Below are 16,255 nucleotides of genomic sequence, written 5' to 3'. Positions count from 1 at the left end.
CGTGCGTGTGCTGAAGTGGCTGATGGCGCAGGGGAGTTACCGCTTGAGGCCGGCCTTGAAGGTGCGGCGCGCCCACACGTAGCCGACCAGGCTGAGCGCCACGCACCAGCCGAGAGCGATGACCGCGCTGCTGCCGATCTCGGTGCCGAGCCAGAGGCCGCGCAGGGTCTCGATGATCGGTGTGAACGGCTGGTACTCGGCGAACCAGCGCAGGCCGGTGGGCATGGAGTCGGTCGGCACGATGGCGCTGCCGAGGAACGGCAGGAACGTCATCGGCATGGGCATGTTGCTGGCCGTCTCGACGTTCTGGGCGATCAGGCCGATGCCGGCCGAGATCCAGGTGAGTCCCAGGGTGAGCAGCGCGAGCAGTCCGATGGCGGCGAGCCATTCGACCGGTGTGGCATCGGGGCGGAAGCCGATGAGCAGCGCGACGCCGAGGACGAGGGCGATGGTGACCATCGTCTGGATGACGTTGCCGACGACATGGCCGGTCAGGAACGAGGACCGGGAGATCGGCATGGTGCGGAAGCGGTTGACGATGCCTTCGGTCTTGTCCATGCAGACGGTGATCGCGATGGTCACGGCGCCGGATGTGGCGGCCATCAGGATGATGCCGGGCGCGACGTAGTCGATGTACTCGCCGCCTCCCGTGGCCGTGCCGCCGATGCCTTCGCCCAGGGCGCTGCCGAAGGCGTAGTTGAACAGCAGCAGCATCATGATCGGCATGATGACGACGGTGAGCGTCAGGGACGGATAGCGCAGGGCCTTCTTGAGGTTGCGCCGCAGCATCGTCGCGGAGTCTCTGGCGGCGTAGGACACGGTGGCCATCAGACGTTCTCCTTCGCGGAGTTGAGGGAGCCGGAAGAGCTCGGGGAGCCGGCGGAGCCGGGTGTGGCGGCCGTGTCGCCGGGCGGGGTCCGGCCGGTGAGGGTCAGGAAGACATCGTCGAGGTCGGGGGTGTGCACGGTGAGGTGCTCGGCCTGGACCCCGGTCGCTTCGAGGGTGTCGAGGACGGCCCGCAGATTCGGGATGGAGCCGTCGCTGGGGATCTGCAGCGTGAGCGAATCGTCGTCGCGGGTGGCGATGCCGAAGATGCCCGCGGCCGTGCCGAGTCCGTGCGGATCGGCGAACTGCAGCCGGATGTGCCCGCCGGGGATACGCCGCTTGAGTTCGTCGGCGGTGCCTTCGGCGATCAGCCGGCCGTGGTCCAGCACGGCGATACGGTCGGCGAGTTGATCGGCCTCTTCCAGATACTGGGTGGTGAGGAAGATGGTGACGCCGTCGGCGACGAGCCCGCGGATGATCTCCCACATGGTGCGGCGGCTGCGCGGGTCGAGGCCGGTGGTGGGCTCGTCGAGGAAGATGATGCGCGGGTCGCCGACCAGGGTCATCGCCAGGTCGAGCTTGCGCCGCATGCCGCCGGAGAAGGTGACGGCGCTCTTCGACGCCACCTCGGCCAGGTCGAAGCGCTGCAGCAGGTCCCTGGCCCGCCGTCTGCCCTCGCGCCGGTCCAGGTGGTGCAGATCGGCCATGAGGAGCAGGTTCTCCTCGGCGGTCAGGAGGTTGTCGACGGCCGAGAACTGGCCGGTGACGCCGATGGCGGTGCGTACCGCCTCGGCGGCCCGGGTCAGGTGGCGGCCCGCGACCCAGGCCTCGCCGGCGTCGGCGTCGGTGAGGGTGGAGAGGATCTCCACGGTGGTGGTCTTGCCCGCGCCGTTCGGCCCGAGCAGAGCGAAGACGGTGCCTTCGGCGATGTCCAGGTCGATGCCGTCGAGCACCAGCTTCTCGCCGTAGGACTTGCGCAGTCCCGTTGCGGTGATGGCCTTTTGGGCGGTGGCCGGGGGTATCGCTGTGGTGGTGGTCCGGGCGGCGGTCATGCCGTATCCCTTCGGGTCTTCGGGAGTTCTTCGGCTGCACGTACTTCGGCTGCACGTTCTTCGGCCGGAAGTTCTCCGGCTGAAGAGGGACGGGGGGAGCACATCGGTCAGGCGCGGTGGATGACGATGTCGCCGCCGGAGGTGTTGGCGCGCACCTCGACGGTGTCGGTGGCACCGCCAGGGCCGTCGGCACCGCCGAGGGTGTTGCGCACGGAGCCGAACTTGGTGTGCACGTCCAGCCAGGCCGCGGTGCCTTCGCGGATGCCCACCTCGACATTGCCGATGGAAGTGCGCAGGGTGACCTTGCCGCGAGCGACTTCGCCGACCTTGATCCCGCCCATGGCGGAGGAGGCCTCGACGCCGGCCTGGGCGACACCGATCTCGATGGGGCCGTTCGCGGACTTGGCGCGGACCTCGCCGTGCACGCTGCCGACGGACGCGGCGCCGTTGGACGACTTGAGCTCGAGAGCGCCGCCGACCGCTCCGATACGGGTCTCGCCGTTGCCGTTCTTGACGGTGGCGGAGCCGTCGACGGTGTCGATCTCGACCAGGCCCATTCCGCCGATCTCGGCGTCGCCCGTCGCGTGGGCGAGGCGGATCTCACCGGTGGAGGTCTTGAGGTCCACGGTGGTGGCCTCGCCGAGCTGGATGTCACCGAGCCCGGTCTTCAACGTGCAGGCGCCGAGCGGCCCTTCGCACAGCACGTTGCCGAGCCCCGTGGCGGCGCGCACCTCGGATCCGGCGGGCAGCTCGACGCTGACCTCGATCAGGCCGCCCTTGTTGAACGGGGAGCGCGTCCTGGGTCCCTTGACCCGCAGCGTGCCGTCGGCGCAGGAGACCTGCGTCTGCCGTGCGCTGCGTACGTCGTTGTCGCTGGCTCCGTCGCGCGGCAGCACCTCGACGACCGTGTCGGTGCGCTTGCCCGCGCTGATCCGCACGGTGCCGGCCTCGACATCGATGACGGCGGTAATCGGCTGAGGGGTGTCGTAAGTAGGCATGGCTGTGCCGTCCTTCTGGCTCGGATGGAAGAAACCGCTGGTGGAGCGGGTGAAGTTGAACGTCGGCGGGGTCGGGGGTGAGTGACCCCGCCGGTGAAGGTGGCGCGGGCGGGCGGGGCCTTGTCTAGCGGACCCAGCCCGTGAAGCCCTGGCGGCCGGTGCTCACGCTGCGGGGCTGCGGGCTCGCCCGCTGGCCGCCCTCAAGCGCTTGGGCCACGGCCCGCACCAGCCAGGCGTTGACCGAAAGGCCCTCCTGACCGGCGGCGTCCTCGACACGGGACTTGAGGTGGCCGGGGAGCCGGAAGTTGATCCGCGCCATGCTGCCGTCGTCGCCCTCGGGGGCGGCCGAGGCGAGAGCCGCGGAGGGCGGCGGGCCGGCCGGCTCCTCCGCCTCGCGGTACGGCTCCGGCGCGGGCGGCGGTGTCACCACGAACTCGGGGTCGAGTCCGCGCAGCCGTACATCGACCGAACCGGGCGCGAGCTCCTGGGTGACCTCGCCCATGGCCGCGGACAGCGCGTTGAGCAGGGTCAGGCGGGTGGCGGACTCTAGGGGGGCGGTCAGGCGCTCGGCCAGGGCCCGGGATTCGTCGCCGCCCGCATCCGCTGCGGTGGCGAGCTCCCGACGGAGGCTGTCGACGTAGGGCGTGAGGTCCATAACGCCATCATGGCACACATGTGGCGCCATGGCGAGCCATGCGTGTGCCATTGTCTTCTGTGCGCCTGTGACCTGTGCTTTTAGCGTCCAGGGTGGAGAGTGTGGCGCCGATGGCACCCCGGAGTGGCTTGCGGTAACGCCATAGTGGTGTCATGGTGACGCCATCGGGGTGGCGTCATGATGCTGCCACAACGGCAGCGCTCCGGCGCCCCCTGCCCGCTCGCCGGGCCCCGTGCAGGCGGGACTCGTCCGTCCCAGCGGCGCGGCTCTTCGCTCGCTCCCTTTACTCGCTCCCTCTTCTCCCGACAGGAGTCCCTTCGTCATGGCCACATTCCTGTACAAGCTGGGCCGTCTCGCCTTTCGGCGCCGATGGCTGATGACCTTGCTGTGGGTGGTGATCCTCGGCGGCGCGGGCTTCGCCGCCTCCACCGCCGCGCCGCCGCCGGCCGACACCTTCTCCATGCCGGGCACCGAGTCGCAGAAGGCCTTCGACCTCCTTGAGGAGAAGTTCCCCGGCGCGAGCGCGGACGGGGCGAGCGCCCGGGTCGTGGTCCGTGCGCCCGACGGCGGGAAGATCTCCGCGGCCGGGCCCAGGTCCGAGGTCGGCGCGCTGCTCACGGAGCTGAAGAAGGCCCCGCAGGTGGTCTCGGTCAGCGACCCGTACGCCACGAAGGCCGTCAGCAAGGACGGCACCACGGCGTACGCGCTCGTCTCCTACGACGTCGCCGCACCCAAGGTCTCCGCAGAGGCGCACGACGCCTTCGACGACGCCCTCGCCAAGGCCCGCGACGGCGGTCTGCAGGCGGAGGCGGGCGGTGACGCCGTGCCGGTGGACGCCGCGATGAGCGGCACCGGGGAGAAGATCGGCCTCCTGATCTCCGCGATCGTCCTGCTGCTCACCTTCGGCTCCGTCATCGCCGCGGGCATGCCGCTGCTCACCGCCCTCATCGGCGTCGGGATCGGAATCTCCGGCATCACCGCGCTCGGCGCCACCCTCGGCCTGTCCGGCACCACGACGACGCTCGCGATGATGCTGGGCCTCGCGGTCGGCATCGACTACGCCCTGTTCATCGTCTCCCGCTACCGCGCCGAACTCACCGAGGGCCGCGAGCGCGCCGACGCGGCGGGACGTGCGGTGGGCACCGCGGGCTCGGCGGTGGTCTTCGCGGGCCTCACGGTCATCGTGGCCCTGGCCGGTCTTGCGGTCGTGGACATCCCGATGCTCACCAAGATGGGTCTGGCCGCCGCCGGTACGGTCGCGGTCGCCGTCCTGGTCGGGCTCACCCTGGTCCCGGCGCTGCTCGGCTTCGCGCCCGTCAAGGTGCTGCGCCGCAGGGACCGGGCCCGCTTCTCCGGCAAGACGCTCTCACCGCGCAAGCAGCGCAAGCAGCGCAAGCAGCGTGAGCGGGTTGAGGCCGCCGCGCGCGCCGAGAAGGCCGCCCGGCGCAAGCCCAACCTCGGCTCCCGCTGGGCGAGTTACGTGCTGCGCCACCCCGTGGCCGTACTCCTGGTCGGCGTCATCGGTCTCGGAGCGATGGCCGTGCCCGCCGCCAGCCTCGAACTCGGCCTTCCGGGCGAGGGCACGATGGCCCCCGACACCACTCAGCGCAAGGCGTACGACATGCTCTCGGACTCCTTCGGCGACGGGTTCAACGGCCCGCTGATGATTACCGTCGAGGGCCGGGACGCGGCGTCGGCCGCCAAGACCGTGGGCGGTCGGCTGGCCGGCATGGACGGCGTCGCCGCCGTCACCCCCGCCACGTCCAACAAGGCCGGCGACACCGCGATCCTGAATGTCGTCCCGGCCACAGGCCCCACCGACGCCAGGACCGAGGACCTGGTCCGCTCGATCCGCGCCCGCGCCGACGGCTTCCGGGCCGACACCGGAGCGGAGGTGCTTGTGAGCGGCCAGACCGCGATGTTCATCGACTTCTCGCAGACCCTCGACGACGCGCTGCTTCCGTATCTCGCCCTCGTCGTCGGCCTGGCGTTCCTGCTCCTGATGGTGGTCTTCCGCTCGGTCCTCGTCCCGCTCAAGGCGGCCCTGGGCTTTCTGCTCTCGGTGGCCGCGGCGCTCGGCGCGGTGGTGGCGGTCTTCCAGTGGGGCTGGCTCGCCGATGTGTTCGGCGTGGACCAGCCGAGCCCGATCATGAGCACGATGCCGATCTTCATGATCGGGGTGGTCTTCGGTCTCGCCATGGACTACGAAGTGTTCCTGGTGACCCGTATGCGGGAGGCCTACGTCCACGGGGCGCGCCCCGGCGAGGCGGTCGTCACCGGATTCCGCTACGGCGGGCGGGTGGTGGCCGCGGCCGCCGCCATCATGATCAGCGTGTTCTCCGGGTTCATCATGGAGGACAACGACTTCATCAAGATGATCGGCTTCGGCCTCGCGGCCGCCGTCCTCTTCGACGCCTTCGTCGTCCGCATGGCCCTGGTCCCCGCCCTGTTCGCCCTGCTCGGCAAGTCCGCCTGGTGGCTGCCCCGCTGGCTCGACCGGCTCCTGCCCGATGTCGACGTGGAGGGCGAGAAGCTCTCCCGGCTCTCCCCGCGGCAGTCGTCCGCGCCCCGCGTACCGCAGCCGCACGGTGAGCGCGAACTGGACCGGGTGAGGTGAGACGGCCGGTACCGGTCCAGGAGTCGTCACCCCTGGACCGGTACCGCCGTACCGCGCCGGACCTGACCCGTCAGGTCACCCTTCCCGTACGCGCACCACCTTCAGGCCGGGGGAGGAGAGGATGTCCTTCTCGCAGAAGCGGGCCTTCACCCACCGCTTGCCCGAGAACAGCCGGGTCTGGTCGCTGTAGTGGGGCGAGTGGGCGCTGGAGGACTGGGCGTACGTCAGGAGGGTGCGGGCCACCGGGCAGCGGCTGCCGTCGAAGCCGACCGCCTGGATGTAGCTGGAGCCGTGTGCCACCTCCGTATAGCCCGCCGCCGGATCCCAGACGGGCTCCAGCTTGTTCCAGATGCCGAGCGACTCGGTGCCGCCGCCCACCGGGATGGTCAGGCCGCCGCGCCGCACGTACTGGTTCTTGCCGAGCTCCCCGTCGGGCGCCGCACCCGCGGCCTTCAGTTCGCCGACCGCGTCCGCGAGAGCCCGGGCGAAACCGGGGTGCGCGGTGTTGAGCGTGTTCGGTGTGCGTACCGGGTCCGCCGGGTCGAACGGCACCTTCCACAGTTCCGCCGCCGGTACGCCCGCGGTCAGTTTGCGCCAGAACCGGTCGAAGAGCAGGGCGCCCTTGCTGCCGGTGTTCACCGTGCGGTCCCAGGCGGCCAGCGCCGCACAGGCCCCGCTGACGTCAACGGCCTTGCCGTCACTGCCCGTTGCCGTGCCGCCGGGCAGCGCCGCACAGGCCTTCGCCGCGTCGGCCGCCGCGAGATCGCCCGCAGGCGCGCGGTTCGCGAACTGCTGCTTCTGCAGGTCCTTCAGAGTGAGGGAGCCCTTGTCCGCCATCGCCGCGACATCCTCGATCGCGCCGCGCGTCCGCATCGACCGCGGCGTACCGATGGTGCCGAAGACCCGCTCGTAGCCGGTCAGCGGACGGTTCGCGTTGGCGAGCCAGGCGCTGTCGTTGGAGTTCTCCGCGTACGGGGCGTCCGTCAGCGTCGGCATCTTCGACGGCCCGAAGATCCCCGGCTGCAGGGCGTCCTTGTCCTTGCCGAGCGCGCAGTCGCCGCGCGAGCCGTCCAGGATCGCGAGTCCCGCGCTGGGATAGGTGGTCTTGCCGAGCGGCGTCGAGCAGCGGGCCGCCAAGTCGTCGGTGATCCGGGGCAGCACCTGCGCCTGCGTGAACAGCGAGTGCCCCTCGGAGTCGGCCGCGATGGTGTTCACCCAGGGGTGACCCTGCTTGCGGGCCAGGGCCTTTCTGATGTCCTCGGTGCTCTGCGCCTTGTTGAGGGCGAGGGAGGCGTCGCTGACCCGCATGTTCACGGCGTTGGGGTCATTGAGCGCGTACGCCGTCGTCTTCGTCCACGGCAGTGGCAGCTGCGCGCCCAGCGAGGTGACCACGGGGCCGTAACGGGTCCACCACTGACTGCGGGTGACCGGTGCGCCGTCCTTCGTCTCGACCGTCACGGTCCGCCGCGTCATCTTGTGCGGCTTGCCGTCCACGAGATACGTCGTCGGGTCGGCCGGGTCGAGGGTGAGCTGATGCAGGTTGAGCGTGACGCCGGTGGCGACGGTATGGCTCCACGCGACCTTGGCGTTGTGGCCGATGGAAACGGAGACGGCACCCAGCAACGAGCCGCCGGACACGTTGAGTTCACCCGGGATGGTCTGCTGTGACTGCCAGAAGCGGCGTCCGCCCTGCCAGGGGTAGTGCGGGTTGCCCAGCAGCAGCCCGCGTCCGTTCGCGGTCGTGCCGCCCTCGAAGGCCACGGCGTTGGAGCCCATGTCGGCGTTCTGCGCTGAGAACAGCTCGCGTGCGGCCGCGGCGGCCTTCTTCTTGTCCGGTGCCTTCTTGTCCGGTGCCTCGCCGGGCTCCGTACGCCCCGCCGTGCCGCCGGCCGGTGGCTGCGCGTTGGTGATCGACTCGGCCGCGCGGCCCTGACCGCCCAGGACCGCGAGCGCGAAGCCGCGTCGTGCGACGTCAAGGGTGCTGATCGGGCGCACCCAGTCGGCGCCCGCGCAGGCCGGGTCCGTGATGCGGTTCTGCTTCAGCCAGGTGTTGTAGCCCGCGGCGAACCCCCGCATCAGCTCCCGCACTTCACGTCCCGCGCCGACCGGGGCCGGCACTTCGAGGAGCTTCTCCACGGTCTTCGCGTCGCGCACGCCGCGGAAGAACAGGTCGCTGGAGAGATTCGTGGAGGCGGACGAGAGGGACTGGTCGGGCACGGCCTTCTCGCCGAAGTACTTCGAGCGCTCGCCGCGCAGCGTCACATAGCCGTCGGCGAGGGTGCACACCTGGTCGGCGGCCTGCGCCCACCCGGTGCCGAAGCCCAGGTTCGCGTAGTCCTTGGCCACGATGTGCGGAATGCCGTACTCGGTGTAGCGGACCACGGCGGACAGACCGCCGCCGGACGGCCGCCGTTCGTCTGCGCCGTCCGGTGCGGCGGGGGCCGGCGACGCGGTGGCGGCGACGGCGGCCAGGGCGGTGCCGATCAGGGTGAGTCGTCTCAGACGGACCCGGCTGCGGCTGGTACGCAAGAAGGGGCCTCCCAACATCCGTGCGGGCAGGGGCGGTTGAGCATACCAAGCGGTATGTCAGTTGTGACCGGGTCGGAAGCGTGAGGTGAGGAGCGGTCCTGCGACACGCCGCGGGCGTGGGGCGCGGGCCGCCGCGCGCCGGTCACCGGCAGTGGGACGCGGGCCGGCGTGCGCCGGTCACCGGCAGTGGGACGCGGGCCGCTGTGCGCCGGTCACCGCGGCGCGAGGCGGCCCGCCGCGCGGGTCACCCGGGAGTGCGGGCGCCCGCCCTGCGTCCGGCGTAACACCGGCGGCGGCCCGGCGCCCGGCGGGTCAGGGTCGGGCCATGCGCTCTCCTCTGTCACCGCGACCGCGTCCGCGGATGTCTCCGCTTCCGTCCCCACTGCGACGACTGACCGCCACCGCACTCGCCCTGGCCGCCCTCGCCGGCGGAGCACTGGCCGCACATCCGGGCTCCGCACATCCGGGCTCCGCGTACCCGGGCACTGCGTACCCGGGCACTGCGTACCCGGGCTCCGCGCAGCCGGGCGCCGCGCAGCCGGGCACCGCGGCGAACCGGGCGGGAGACGGCACGAACATCCTGCTCGTCGGCCTCGACCGCCGGGCCGGCATCTCCCCGGACGAGCGCCGCAGGCTGCACGTCGGCGGACGGGCCTGTGACTGCACCGACGTGATGATGGTGGTCCATCTGACCGAGGACCGGCGCCGCCTGAGCGTGGTGTCGATCCTGCGGGACTCCTACGTCCCGTTCGCCGAGCACGGCCATCCCGCGCACTCCGGAAAGATCAACGCGGCCTACAAGCACGGCGGTCCCGACCTTGCCGTACGCACCGTGGAGAAGGCCACGGGCCTCGGCATCGACCACTACATGGAGGCCGACTTCGCGGGCTTCGCCACCGCCGTCGACCGGCTCGGCGGCGCCGAGGTCTGCGGCAGGCGGCCCATGCGCGACCGCGCCGCGGGCCTCGATCTCGGCGCGGGCAGCCATCACCTCGACGGCGTCGGCGCGTTGCGCTACGCCCGTGCCCGGCACATCAACCCGCCCGGCGACGGCGGCCGCGTACGCCGCCAGCAGCGGCTCCTGGTCGATCTCCTCGGCCGCCTCCGCGAGGCCGGAGCGCTCGACGGCGGCGCGGCGTCGGCGGCGGTCGTACGCGACCTGCTCACCTCCGTACGCGTGGGACCCGGCACCGGCCTCATGGACCTCGTCGAACTCGGCGTCGCGGTCGGCCGGTTGAAGCCGGAGCAGATGGAGTTCGCGACCGTCCCGATCTCGGAGTGGGACCACACGGTGCCCGAATGGGGCAGCAGCGTCCTGTGGCACCCCGAGCGGGCGGCCGCCCTGTGGTCGGCGCTGCGCGCGGACCGGCCGGTCACCGACGACTCCCGCATCCAGCCGCGGCCGCGGCGCGGCGTCATCGTCGGCATGCCCCCGTCCGACACCCATGTGCGGGTGAACGACACCCACGTCGCGGACTCCCTGCGGCGCACCGGCTTCACCGTCGTCGAGGGCCCGCGCCGCGACGGCCCGCCGCCCCAGGGTCCGACGGTCATCACCTACGACCCCACGCGCTACCGCTACGTCCCGGCCCTGACCGCCGCCCTCCCCGGCGCCCGCCTCCGCCCGGTCAAGGGCCACGGCCGGGTCTTCGACATCCAGGTGGGCGCTACGGCCGGCACCGTGGTGCCCGTGACATACGACCGCAGCGGCATCGAAGGCCCCCCGACCACGGCCGACCGGCTGCGCTGCGGACCCGGCCAGGCGCCATCGGAGGGGTGAGCGGCCCCGGCCAGGCTCCATCGGAGGATGAGCGGACCCGGCCGGGTGCCCCGGAAGGCGGGACGGCCGGGGGCCCCGGAAGGCGGAACAATCGGGCGGCGGACCCGTGCGCGCGGCCACGTCCCGCGTCTTGACCGCCGCCCGCGCCCCGGCCCAGGATCACGCCATGACGGGCTCCCCCAGCGCACGCAGCAACACGGTCGACGGCATGCTCCGCCGCAGCGCACGGCGCACCCCGGACCGCACCGCGGTCCACTACGCCGACCGCTCCTGGACCTACGCGGAACTCGACGAGGCGGTGTCGCGCGCCGCCCGCGTGCTGCGGGACACCGGTCGCGCACCCGGCGACCGGGTCGCCGCCTACGGGCACAACTCGGACGCGTATCTGATCGGCTTCCTCGGCTGCTCCCGGGCGGGCCTGGTGCACGTACCCGTCAACCACAACCTCACCGGCGACGACCTGGCGTACATCCTGCGGCAGTCCGGCAGCTCACTCGTCCTGACCGACCCGGACCTCGCGGACCGGCTGCCCGACGACACGACGGCCCTGGCCCTGCGCGACAGCGACGATTCGCTGCTCGCCCGGCTCGACGCGGCAGCCGCGTACGACGGCGACGAACCGGACGCCGGCGATCTGGTGCAACTGCTCTACACCTCCGGCACCACCGCCCTCCCCAAGGGCGCGATGATGACGCACCGCGCCCTGGTGCACGAGTACGTCAGCGCCATCCACGCCCTCGATCTGACCGAGGCCGACCGGCCCGTGCACTCGCTGCCGCTGTACCACTCGGCGCAGATGCATGTGTTCCTGCTGCCCTATCTGGCGGTCGGCGCGCAGAACACCATCCTCGACGGCCCGGACCCGCGGCAGATCTTCGACCTGGTGGAGGCGGGCGGCGCGGACAGCTTGTTCGCGCCGCCCACCGTGTGGATCGGCCTTTCGCAGCACCCCGAGTTCGCCACCCGTGACCTGAGCGCCCTCCGCAAGGCGTACTACGGGGCGTCGATCATGCCCGTGCCGGTCCTGGAGCGGCTGCGCGGCCGCCTTCCGGGGCTCGGCTTCTACAACTGCTTCGGGCAGAGCGAGATCGGCCCGCTCGCCACGGTGCTCGGGCCCGATGAGCACGAGGGCCGGATGGACTCCTGCGGGCGCCCGGTGCTCTTCGTCGAGGCGCGGGTCGTCGACGACTCCGGCAAGGACGTGCCCGACGGCACACCCGGCGAAGTCGTCTACCGCTCACCGCAGTTGTGCGAAGGGTACTGGGACAAGCCGGAGGAGAGCGCCGCGGCCTTCCGCGACGGCTGGTTCCGCTCGGGCGATCTCGCGGTGCGGGACGCCGAGGGCTATTTCACCGTGGTCGACCGGGTCAAGGACGTCATCAACTCCGGTGGCGTCCTGGTCGCTTCGCGCCAGGTCGAGGACGCGCTCTACACACATGAGCGGGTCGCCGAGGCCGCGGTGATCGGCCTACCGCACGAACGCTGGATCGAGGCGATCACCGCGGTCGTGGTGGCGAACGGCGAGGTGGACGAGGCCGAACTCATCGCGCACGCCCGCGAACGGCTCGCCGCCTTCAAGGCCCCCAAGCGCGTGCTGTTCGTGCCCGAACTGCCGCGCAACGCCAGCGGGAAGATCCTCAAGCGGGAGCTTCGGGACCGGTTCGCCGGGGAGGTCTGAGGCGGGGAGGTCTGAGGCGGGGAGGTCTGAGGCGGGGAGGTCTGAGGCGGGGAGGTCCGAGGGCCCGTGCGCGGCGGTACGGGCCCGGTCAGCCGCCGGCCCGGCACCGGTCAGCCGCTCACGCGGCGCCACTTGCGCAGACTGACCAGTTCACGCGGCGGATCCAGCTTGCTGCCCACCTCGATGTACGAGACCTCCGCGGCGTACACACTGCCCTCGGAGTCCACGGCCACGCTGTGCAGCCAGTTGAACTGGTCCGGCGCCTCACCGGGCAGCGCCGCCCCGAACTTGGTGACGCGACGGCCTTCGAGGTCGTAGATCTGTATCTTGTGGCCGATACCCGGAACCCCGAACTGGATCGGCGGCGGGCCCTGTTCGGCTACGTACAGATGGGTGTCGGCGCCCTTGCCGGAGCAGACGGCGACGGCCTTGTGCGCGTGCCAGGTGGTACGGAAGGTGCCGTCGAGCCCGAAGACCTGGATCCGGTGGTTCTCGCGGTCGCACACGATGACCGCGTCGTCGCCGAACATCGCGAGGTTGTGCGGCAGGCTGAACTGCCCCTCGTCCGTACCGGGTTCACCCCAGGAGCCGAGGTGTCTGCCGTACGCGTCATAGCGGTGCACGCGGGAGTTGCCGTAGCCGTCCGTGACGTAGATGTCGCCCTTCACCGGGTGGACCGCCACGTCCGTGGGGCGGTTGAACGGCTCGCCGCTCTGGAACGCCGTGGGGCGGCCGGTACCCAGGGTCAGCAGCGCCTTGCCCTTGGTGTCGGTCTTGGTGACGGTGTTGCCCACGTCGTCCACCAGCCACAGATGGTCCTCGTGGTCGACGGTCACGGCGTGCGGACGCAGGAACCGGCAGCCCGACCAGCGCGGCGTGAGATTCCCGTACGGGTCCTCATAGAGCTCCGTCCCCGCGAACGGGGTGTCGTTGCCCCACATGTCGACCAGATCGCCGTCGCGGTCGAAGACCAGGACCGGCATGTTGCCGCGGTTGAAGACGTAGACGCGGTCCTGGGAGTCCACGGCCACGGAGGTGGCTTCCTTGAGCCAGATCCCGTGCGGCACCTTGGCCCAGTAGGGGACGGGCTCGTACACGGTCTCGGGGGTGGCGGGGCCGACGGTCATGGAGGCCTCCATACGGTGTCGTCCGGCCGCGAGAGTAATCCCCTGGCGCCCCAACGGGACAGACCACGGGACCACTTGGGGCCGAGGCGACCCGGGGCAGGGCCGTATGCGACGGCTACTTGGGGCGCTCGTCCACGATCCGCCGGAGCTTCCCCACCGACCGTTCAAGGGTGCCGGGGTCCACGACCTCGACCCCGACCGAGACACCGATCCCGTCCTTCACGGCCGCGGCCACGGCCCGCGCCGCCTCCTCGCGCTGCACGGCCGTCGCCTCCGCGCGGGCCTCGGCGCGCACGGTCAGCTCGTCGAGCCGGCCCTCACGGGTCAGGCGCAGCTGGAAGTGCGGGGCGAGCGCCGCGGTGCGCAGCACGATCTCCTCGATCTGTGTGGGGAAGAGATTCACCCCGCGCAGGATCACCATGTCGTCGCTACGCCCCGTGATCTTCTCCATCCGGCGGAACGCGGGGCGCGCCGTGCCCGGGAGCAGCCGCGTCAAGTCCCGTGTCCGGTAGCGGATCACGGGCATCGCTTCTTTGGTGAGCGAGGTGAAGACCAGCTCGCCGCTCTCCCCGTCGGGCAGCACCTCGCCGGTGAGCGGATCGACGACCTCGGGATAGAAGTGGTCCTCCCAGATGTGCAGACCGTCCTTGGTCTCCACGCACTCCTGCGCCACGCCGGGGCCGATCACCTCCGACAGGCCGTAGATGTCGACGGCGTCGATCGCGAAGCGGTCCTCGATCTCGTGGCGCATCTGTTCCGTCCACGGCTCGGCGCCGAAGATCCCCACCTTGAGGGAGGTGGAGCGCGGATCGATGCCCTGGCGCTCGAACTCGTCGAGGAGCGTGAGCATGTACGAGGGCGTCACCATGATGACCTCGGGCCGGAAGTCCTGGATCAGCTGGACCTGCCGTGCCGTCATCCCGCCGGACGCGGGCACGACCGTACAGCCGAGCCGTTCCGCGCCGTAGTGCGCGCCGAGCCCGCCGGTGAACAGGCCGTAGCCGTACGCGACATGGACGACATGGCCCGGTCTGCCGCCGGCGGCGCGGATCGACCGGGCCACCGCCTGCGCCCATACGTCCAGGTCGTGCTCGGTGTAGCCGACGACGGTCGGGCGTCCAGTGGTGCCGCTCGACGCATGGATACGGCGCACCTGGTCCCGGCCCACCGCGAACATCCCGAAGGGGTAGTTGTCCCGCAGATCGGCCTTCGTGGTGAAGGGGAAACGGGCGAGGTCGGCGAGCGTACGGCAGTCGTCGGGGTGCAGGCCCGCCTTGTCGAAGGCGGCCCGGTAGTACGGGACTTTCTCGTACACCCGGTGCAGTGTGGCGCGCAGCCGCTCGAGCTGCAGGGCCCTCAGGTCCGCGCGGCCGAGCCGCTCCGCCGCGTCGAGTTCAGCCGTCATGTGCCGTCTCCGTCCAACCCGCCCGAACCGGACAACCGATCATTCGGTCGCTGTGCCGGTTCAGTTATCCAGGGGCAGGCCGGGAGCGTCAAGATGTGTGACGTGATCTTTCGGCGCGGTGTGCGCGGTGTGCGCGGTGTGTGCCGGGTGCGCCGTCTGGGTCGTGCGCGCCGTGCGGGTCACACGTAGTCCTCCAGGCGGGCCACCGCGTACCCCTGCTCGGTGATCGTCCGGAGCAGATCGAGGGTGAGGTCGGTGAGTTCGGTGCCGCGGAGCTGCCCGGCGCCGAAGAAGTGGAAGAGGACGATCTCGCCGGGGCGCAGGCGGGTGCCGCCGTGGTCGTAACGCAGGCCGTCCGGCTGCATGTTGACGCCCCACATCACCGAGGCCCGCACTCCGCAGTCGGCCACGGCCCGCAGGGTGGTGGAGTCGTAGTGGCCGCGCGGCGGCCGGAAGAGAGTGGGGCGCTGCCCGAACTCCCGTTGCAGCCGGTCCTGCTGGCCGCAGATCTCCTTGCGCTGTGCGGGGTAGGGGAGGCCGGCCAGGCTCGGGTGGGTGAGGGTGTGGTTCTGGACGCGGTTGCCGTCGCGCTTCGCGCTGAGCTTGCCGCCGCCGCGCAGCCGGTCGAAGTAGGCGTAGTCGTCGCCGGCCATGGAGTCGGTGAGGAACATGCTGAACGGCACCCGCAGTTCCCGCATCAGCGCCGCGAACCGCGGGTCCTTCGCCGTGCCGTCGTCGATGGTCAGGAACACCACACGGTCCCGGGTCGGCACCCGGTCCAGCACCGGCGCGGCACGCTTCCCGTCGACGACGCGGCCGGGCGGCAGCGGGGGCTTGGTGCGGGGAGGCGGCGGCGGTTCGAGGAGCCGGGGAGCGTCCCGGTGCGCATCCGTGGGAGGCACCGGGCGTCCCCGGCCCCCGGGCCCGGAACCGTCACCGTCGTCCGCGCACCCGCCCGTGAGTGCGGTGACCAGCAGGCACAGGCCGGTCACCAGGCCGACGCCGCCCCGCCGCACCGCTCGCACCCGTCGCGCCATGACCTCTCGCTCTCCTCGCTCGCCGCGCCGCACATGGCACCTTGCCACCCTGCGGTGCACTGGCGAGTGAGCGGCAGGTGAACTTCCGCGCGCAGGAGTGCGGGACGGTACGGCTCGGTGCCGGACCTCACGGCTCAGGGCCAGGCGACCAGACCGAGGAACACGAGGAACAGGACCACCACGGAGATCGGGGCAAGCCCCGAGAACAGGACGCGACGGCCCGCGTACCGCTGCTGCCAGGGCAGTCCCCAACTCGCGCCGAGGAGGCCCAAAGGCACGAGGAGGCCGTACGAGTAGACACTCAGGGCCGTGTCGAACGAGGAGTCGAACGCGTGGGCGGTCGCCCCGTCGCAGCCGTCGCAGGCCATGCCCGAGAACCCGGCGATGAGGTAGACGAAGTAGGCCAGCGGCACCGTGACGAGGGTCGCGATGATGGGGGCGAGCCAGCCGCGCGGGGCGTCGGTGCCGGGCTCGGCGAGGGCCTCGGTACGGGCGTCGGTGCCGGCCTCGGCAAGAGCGTCGGGTTGTGGATCGGTCATGCGCCCATCCCAC

The 16,255-nt window shown here is 71.4% G+C and carries 12 protein-coding genes; 3 read left to right on the top strand and 9 right to left on the bottom strand.

What is annotated here, in order from left to right; all coding sequences use genetic code 11:
• Positions 1-36: 36 nt before the first annotated feature.
• The 4 genes from ACFQVC_RS35745 to ACFQVC_RS35730 all read right to left on the bottom strand — a co-directional run bounded on the left by ACFQVC_RS35745 (position 37) and on the right by ACFQVC_RS35730 (position 3,530).
• Positions 37-828, bottom strand: coding sequence for an ABC transporter permease (locus ACFQVC_RS35745; protein WP_381838571.1), 792 nt, complete (start codon positions 826-828; stop codon positions 37-39).
• Complete coding sequence (locus ACFQVC_RS35740) at positions 828-1,877, bottom strand: ATP-binding cassette domain-containing protein (protein ID WP_381838569.1); 1,050 nt, start codon at positions 1,875-1,877, stop codon at positions 828-830. The genes ACFQVC_RS35745 and ACFQVC_RS35740 overlap by 1 nt, the downstream gene beginning before the upstream one ends.
• Before the next feature lie 107 nt (positions 1,878-1,984).
• Positions 1,985-2,875: a DUF4097 family beta strand repeat-containing protein gene (locus ACFQVC_RS35735; protein WP_381838567.1), complete on the bottom strand. Its 891-nt coding sequence runs from the start codon at positions 2,873-2,875 to the stop codon at positions 1,985-1,987.
• Between the two features lie 124 nt (positions 2,876-2,999).
• A complete protein-coding gene (locus ACFQVC_RS35730; protein WP_381838565.1) occupies positions 3,000-3,530 on the bottom strand; it encodes a hypothetical protein in 531 nt (176 codons plus the stop codon).
• A gap of 322 nt (positions 3,531-3,852) precedes the next feature.
• Between ACFQVC_RS35730 and ACFQVC_RS35725 the strand changes: the two genes are divergently transcribed.
• The gene (locus ACFQVC_RS35725) at positions 3,853-6,147 is read left to right on the top strand and encodes an MMPL family transporter (RefSeq protein WP_381838563.1); all 2,295 of its coding nucleotides are present in this window, start codon (positions 3,853-3,855) and stop codon (positions 6,145-6,147) included.
• A gap of 75 nt (positions 6,148-6,222) precedes the next feature.
• On the opposite strand, the gene ACFQVC_RS35720 is transcribed toward ACFQVC_RS35725, so the two are convergent.
• Entirely contained in the window at positions 6,223-8,676 is a 2,454-nt protein-coding gene (locus ACFQVC_RS35720; RefSeq protein WP_381838561.1) for a penicillin acylase family protein, read from the bottom strand.
• A 361-nt stretch (positions 8,677-9,037) separates the two neighbouring features.
• Here ACFQVC_RS35720 and ACFQVC_RS35715 point away from each other — a divergent pair, with 361 nt between their 5' ends.
• Positions 9,038-10,456 (top strand): LCP family protein, encoded by a 1,419-nt coding sequence (locus ACFQVC_RS35715; protein ID WP_381838559.1) that lies wholly within the window; start codon positions 9,038-9,040, stop codon positions 10,454-10,456.
• A gap of 166 nt (positions 10,457-10,622) precedes the next feature.
• Positions 10,623-12,134: an acyl-CoA synthetase gene (locus ACFQVC_RS35710; protein WP_381838557.1), complete on the top strand. Its 1,512-nt coding sequence runs from the start codon at positions 10,623-10,625 to the stop codon at positions 12,132-12,134.
• A gap of 110 nt (positions 12,135-12,244) precedes the next feature.
• Here ACFQVC_RS35710 and ACFQVC_RS35705 read toward each other — a convergent pair whose 3' ends face one another.
• The 4 genes from ACFQVC_RS35705 to ACFQVC_RS35690 form a co-directional block, all read right to left on the bottom strand.
• Entirely contained in the window at positions 12,245-13,261 is a 1,017-nt protein-coding gene (locus tag ACFQVC_RS35705) for a peptidyl-alpha-hydroxyglycine alpha-amidating lyase family protein (RefSeq protein ID WP_381838555.1), read from the bottom strand.
• Between the two features lie 115 nt (positions 13,262-13,376).
• Entirely contained in the window at positions 13,377-14,666 is a 1,290-nt protein-coding gene (gene paaK / locus ACFQVC_RS35700) for a phenylacetate--CoA ligase PaaK (protein ID WP_381838553.1), read from the bottom strand.
• 179 nt (positions 14,667-14,845) lie between these two features.
• Complete coding sequence (locus ACFQVC_RS35695) at positions 14,846-15,703, bottom strand: polysaccharide deacetylase family protein (RefSeq protein ID WP_381838551.1); 858 nt, start codon at positions 15,701-15,703, stop codon at positions 14,846-14,848.
• A gap of 134 nt (positions 15,704-15,837) precedes the next feature.
• Positions 15,838-16,242, bottom strand: a complete 405-nt coding sequence (locus ACFQVC_RS35690; RefSeq protein ID WP_381838549.1) for a hypothetical protein — start codon at positions 16,240-16,242, stop codon at positions 15,838-15,840.
• Between the last annotated feature and the right edge of the window lie 13 nt (positions 16,243-16,255).

The sequence above is a fragment of the Streptomyces monticola genome, from assembly GCF_042665355.1.
GTDB classification, from domain to species: domain Bacteria; phylum Actinomycetota; class Actinomycetes; order Streptomycetales; family Streptomycetaceae; genus Streptomyces; species Streptomyces monticola.
The sequence above is the reverse complement of the archived record's forward strand: the minus strand, read 5'-3'. Positions and strand labels throughout refer to the sequence as shown.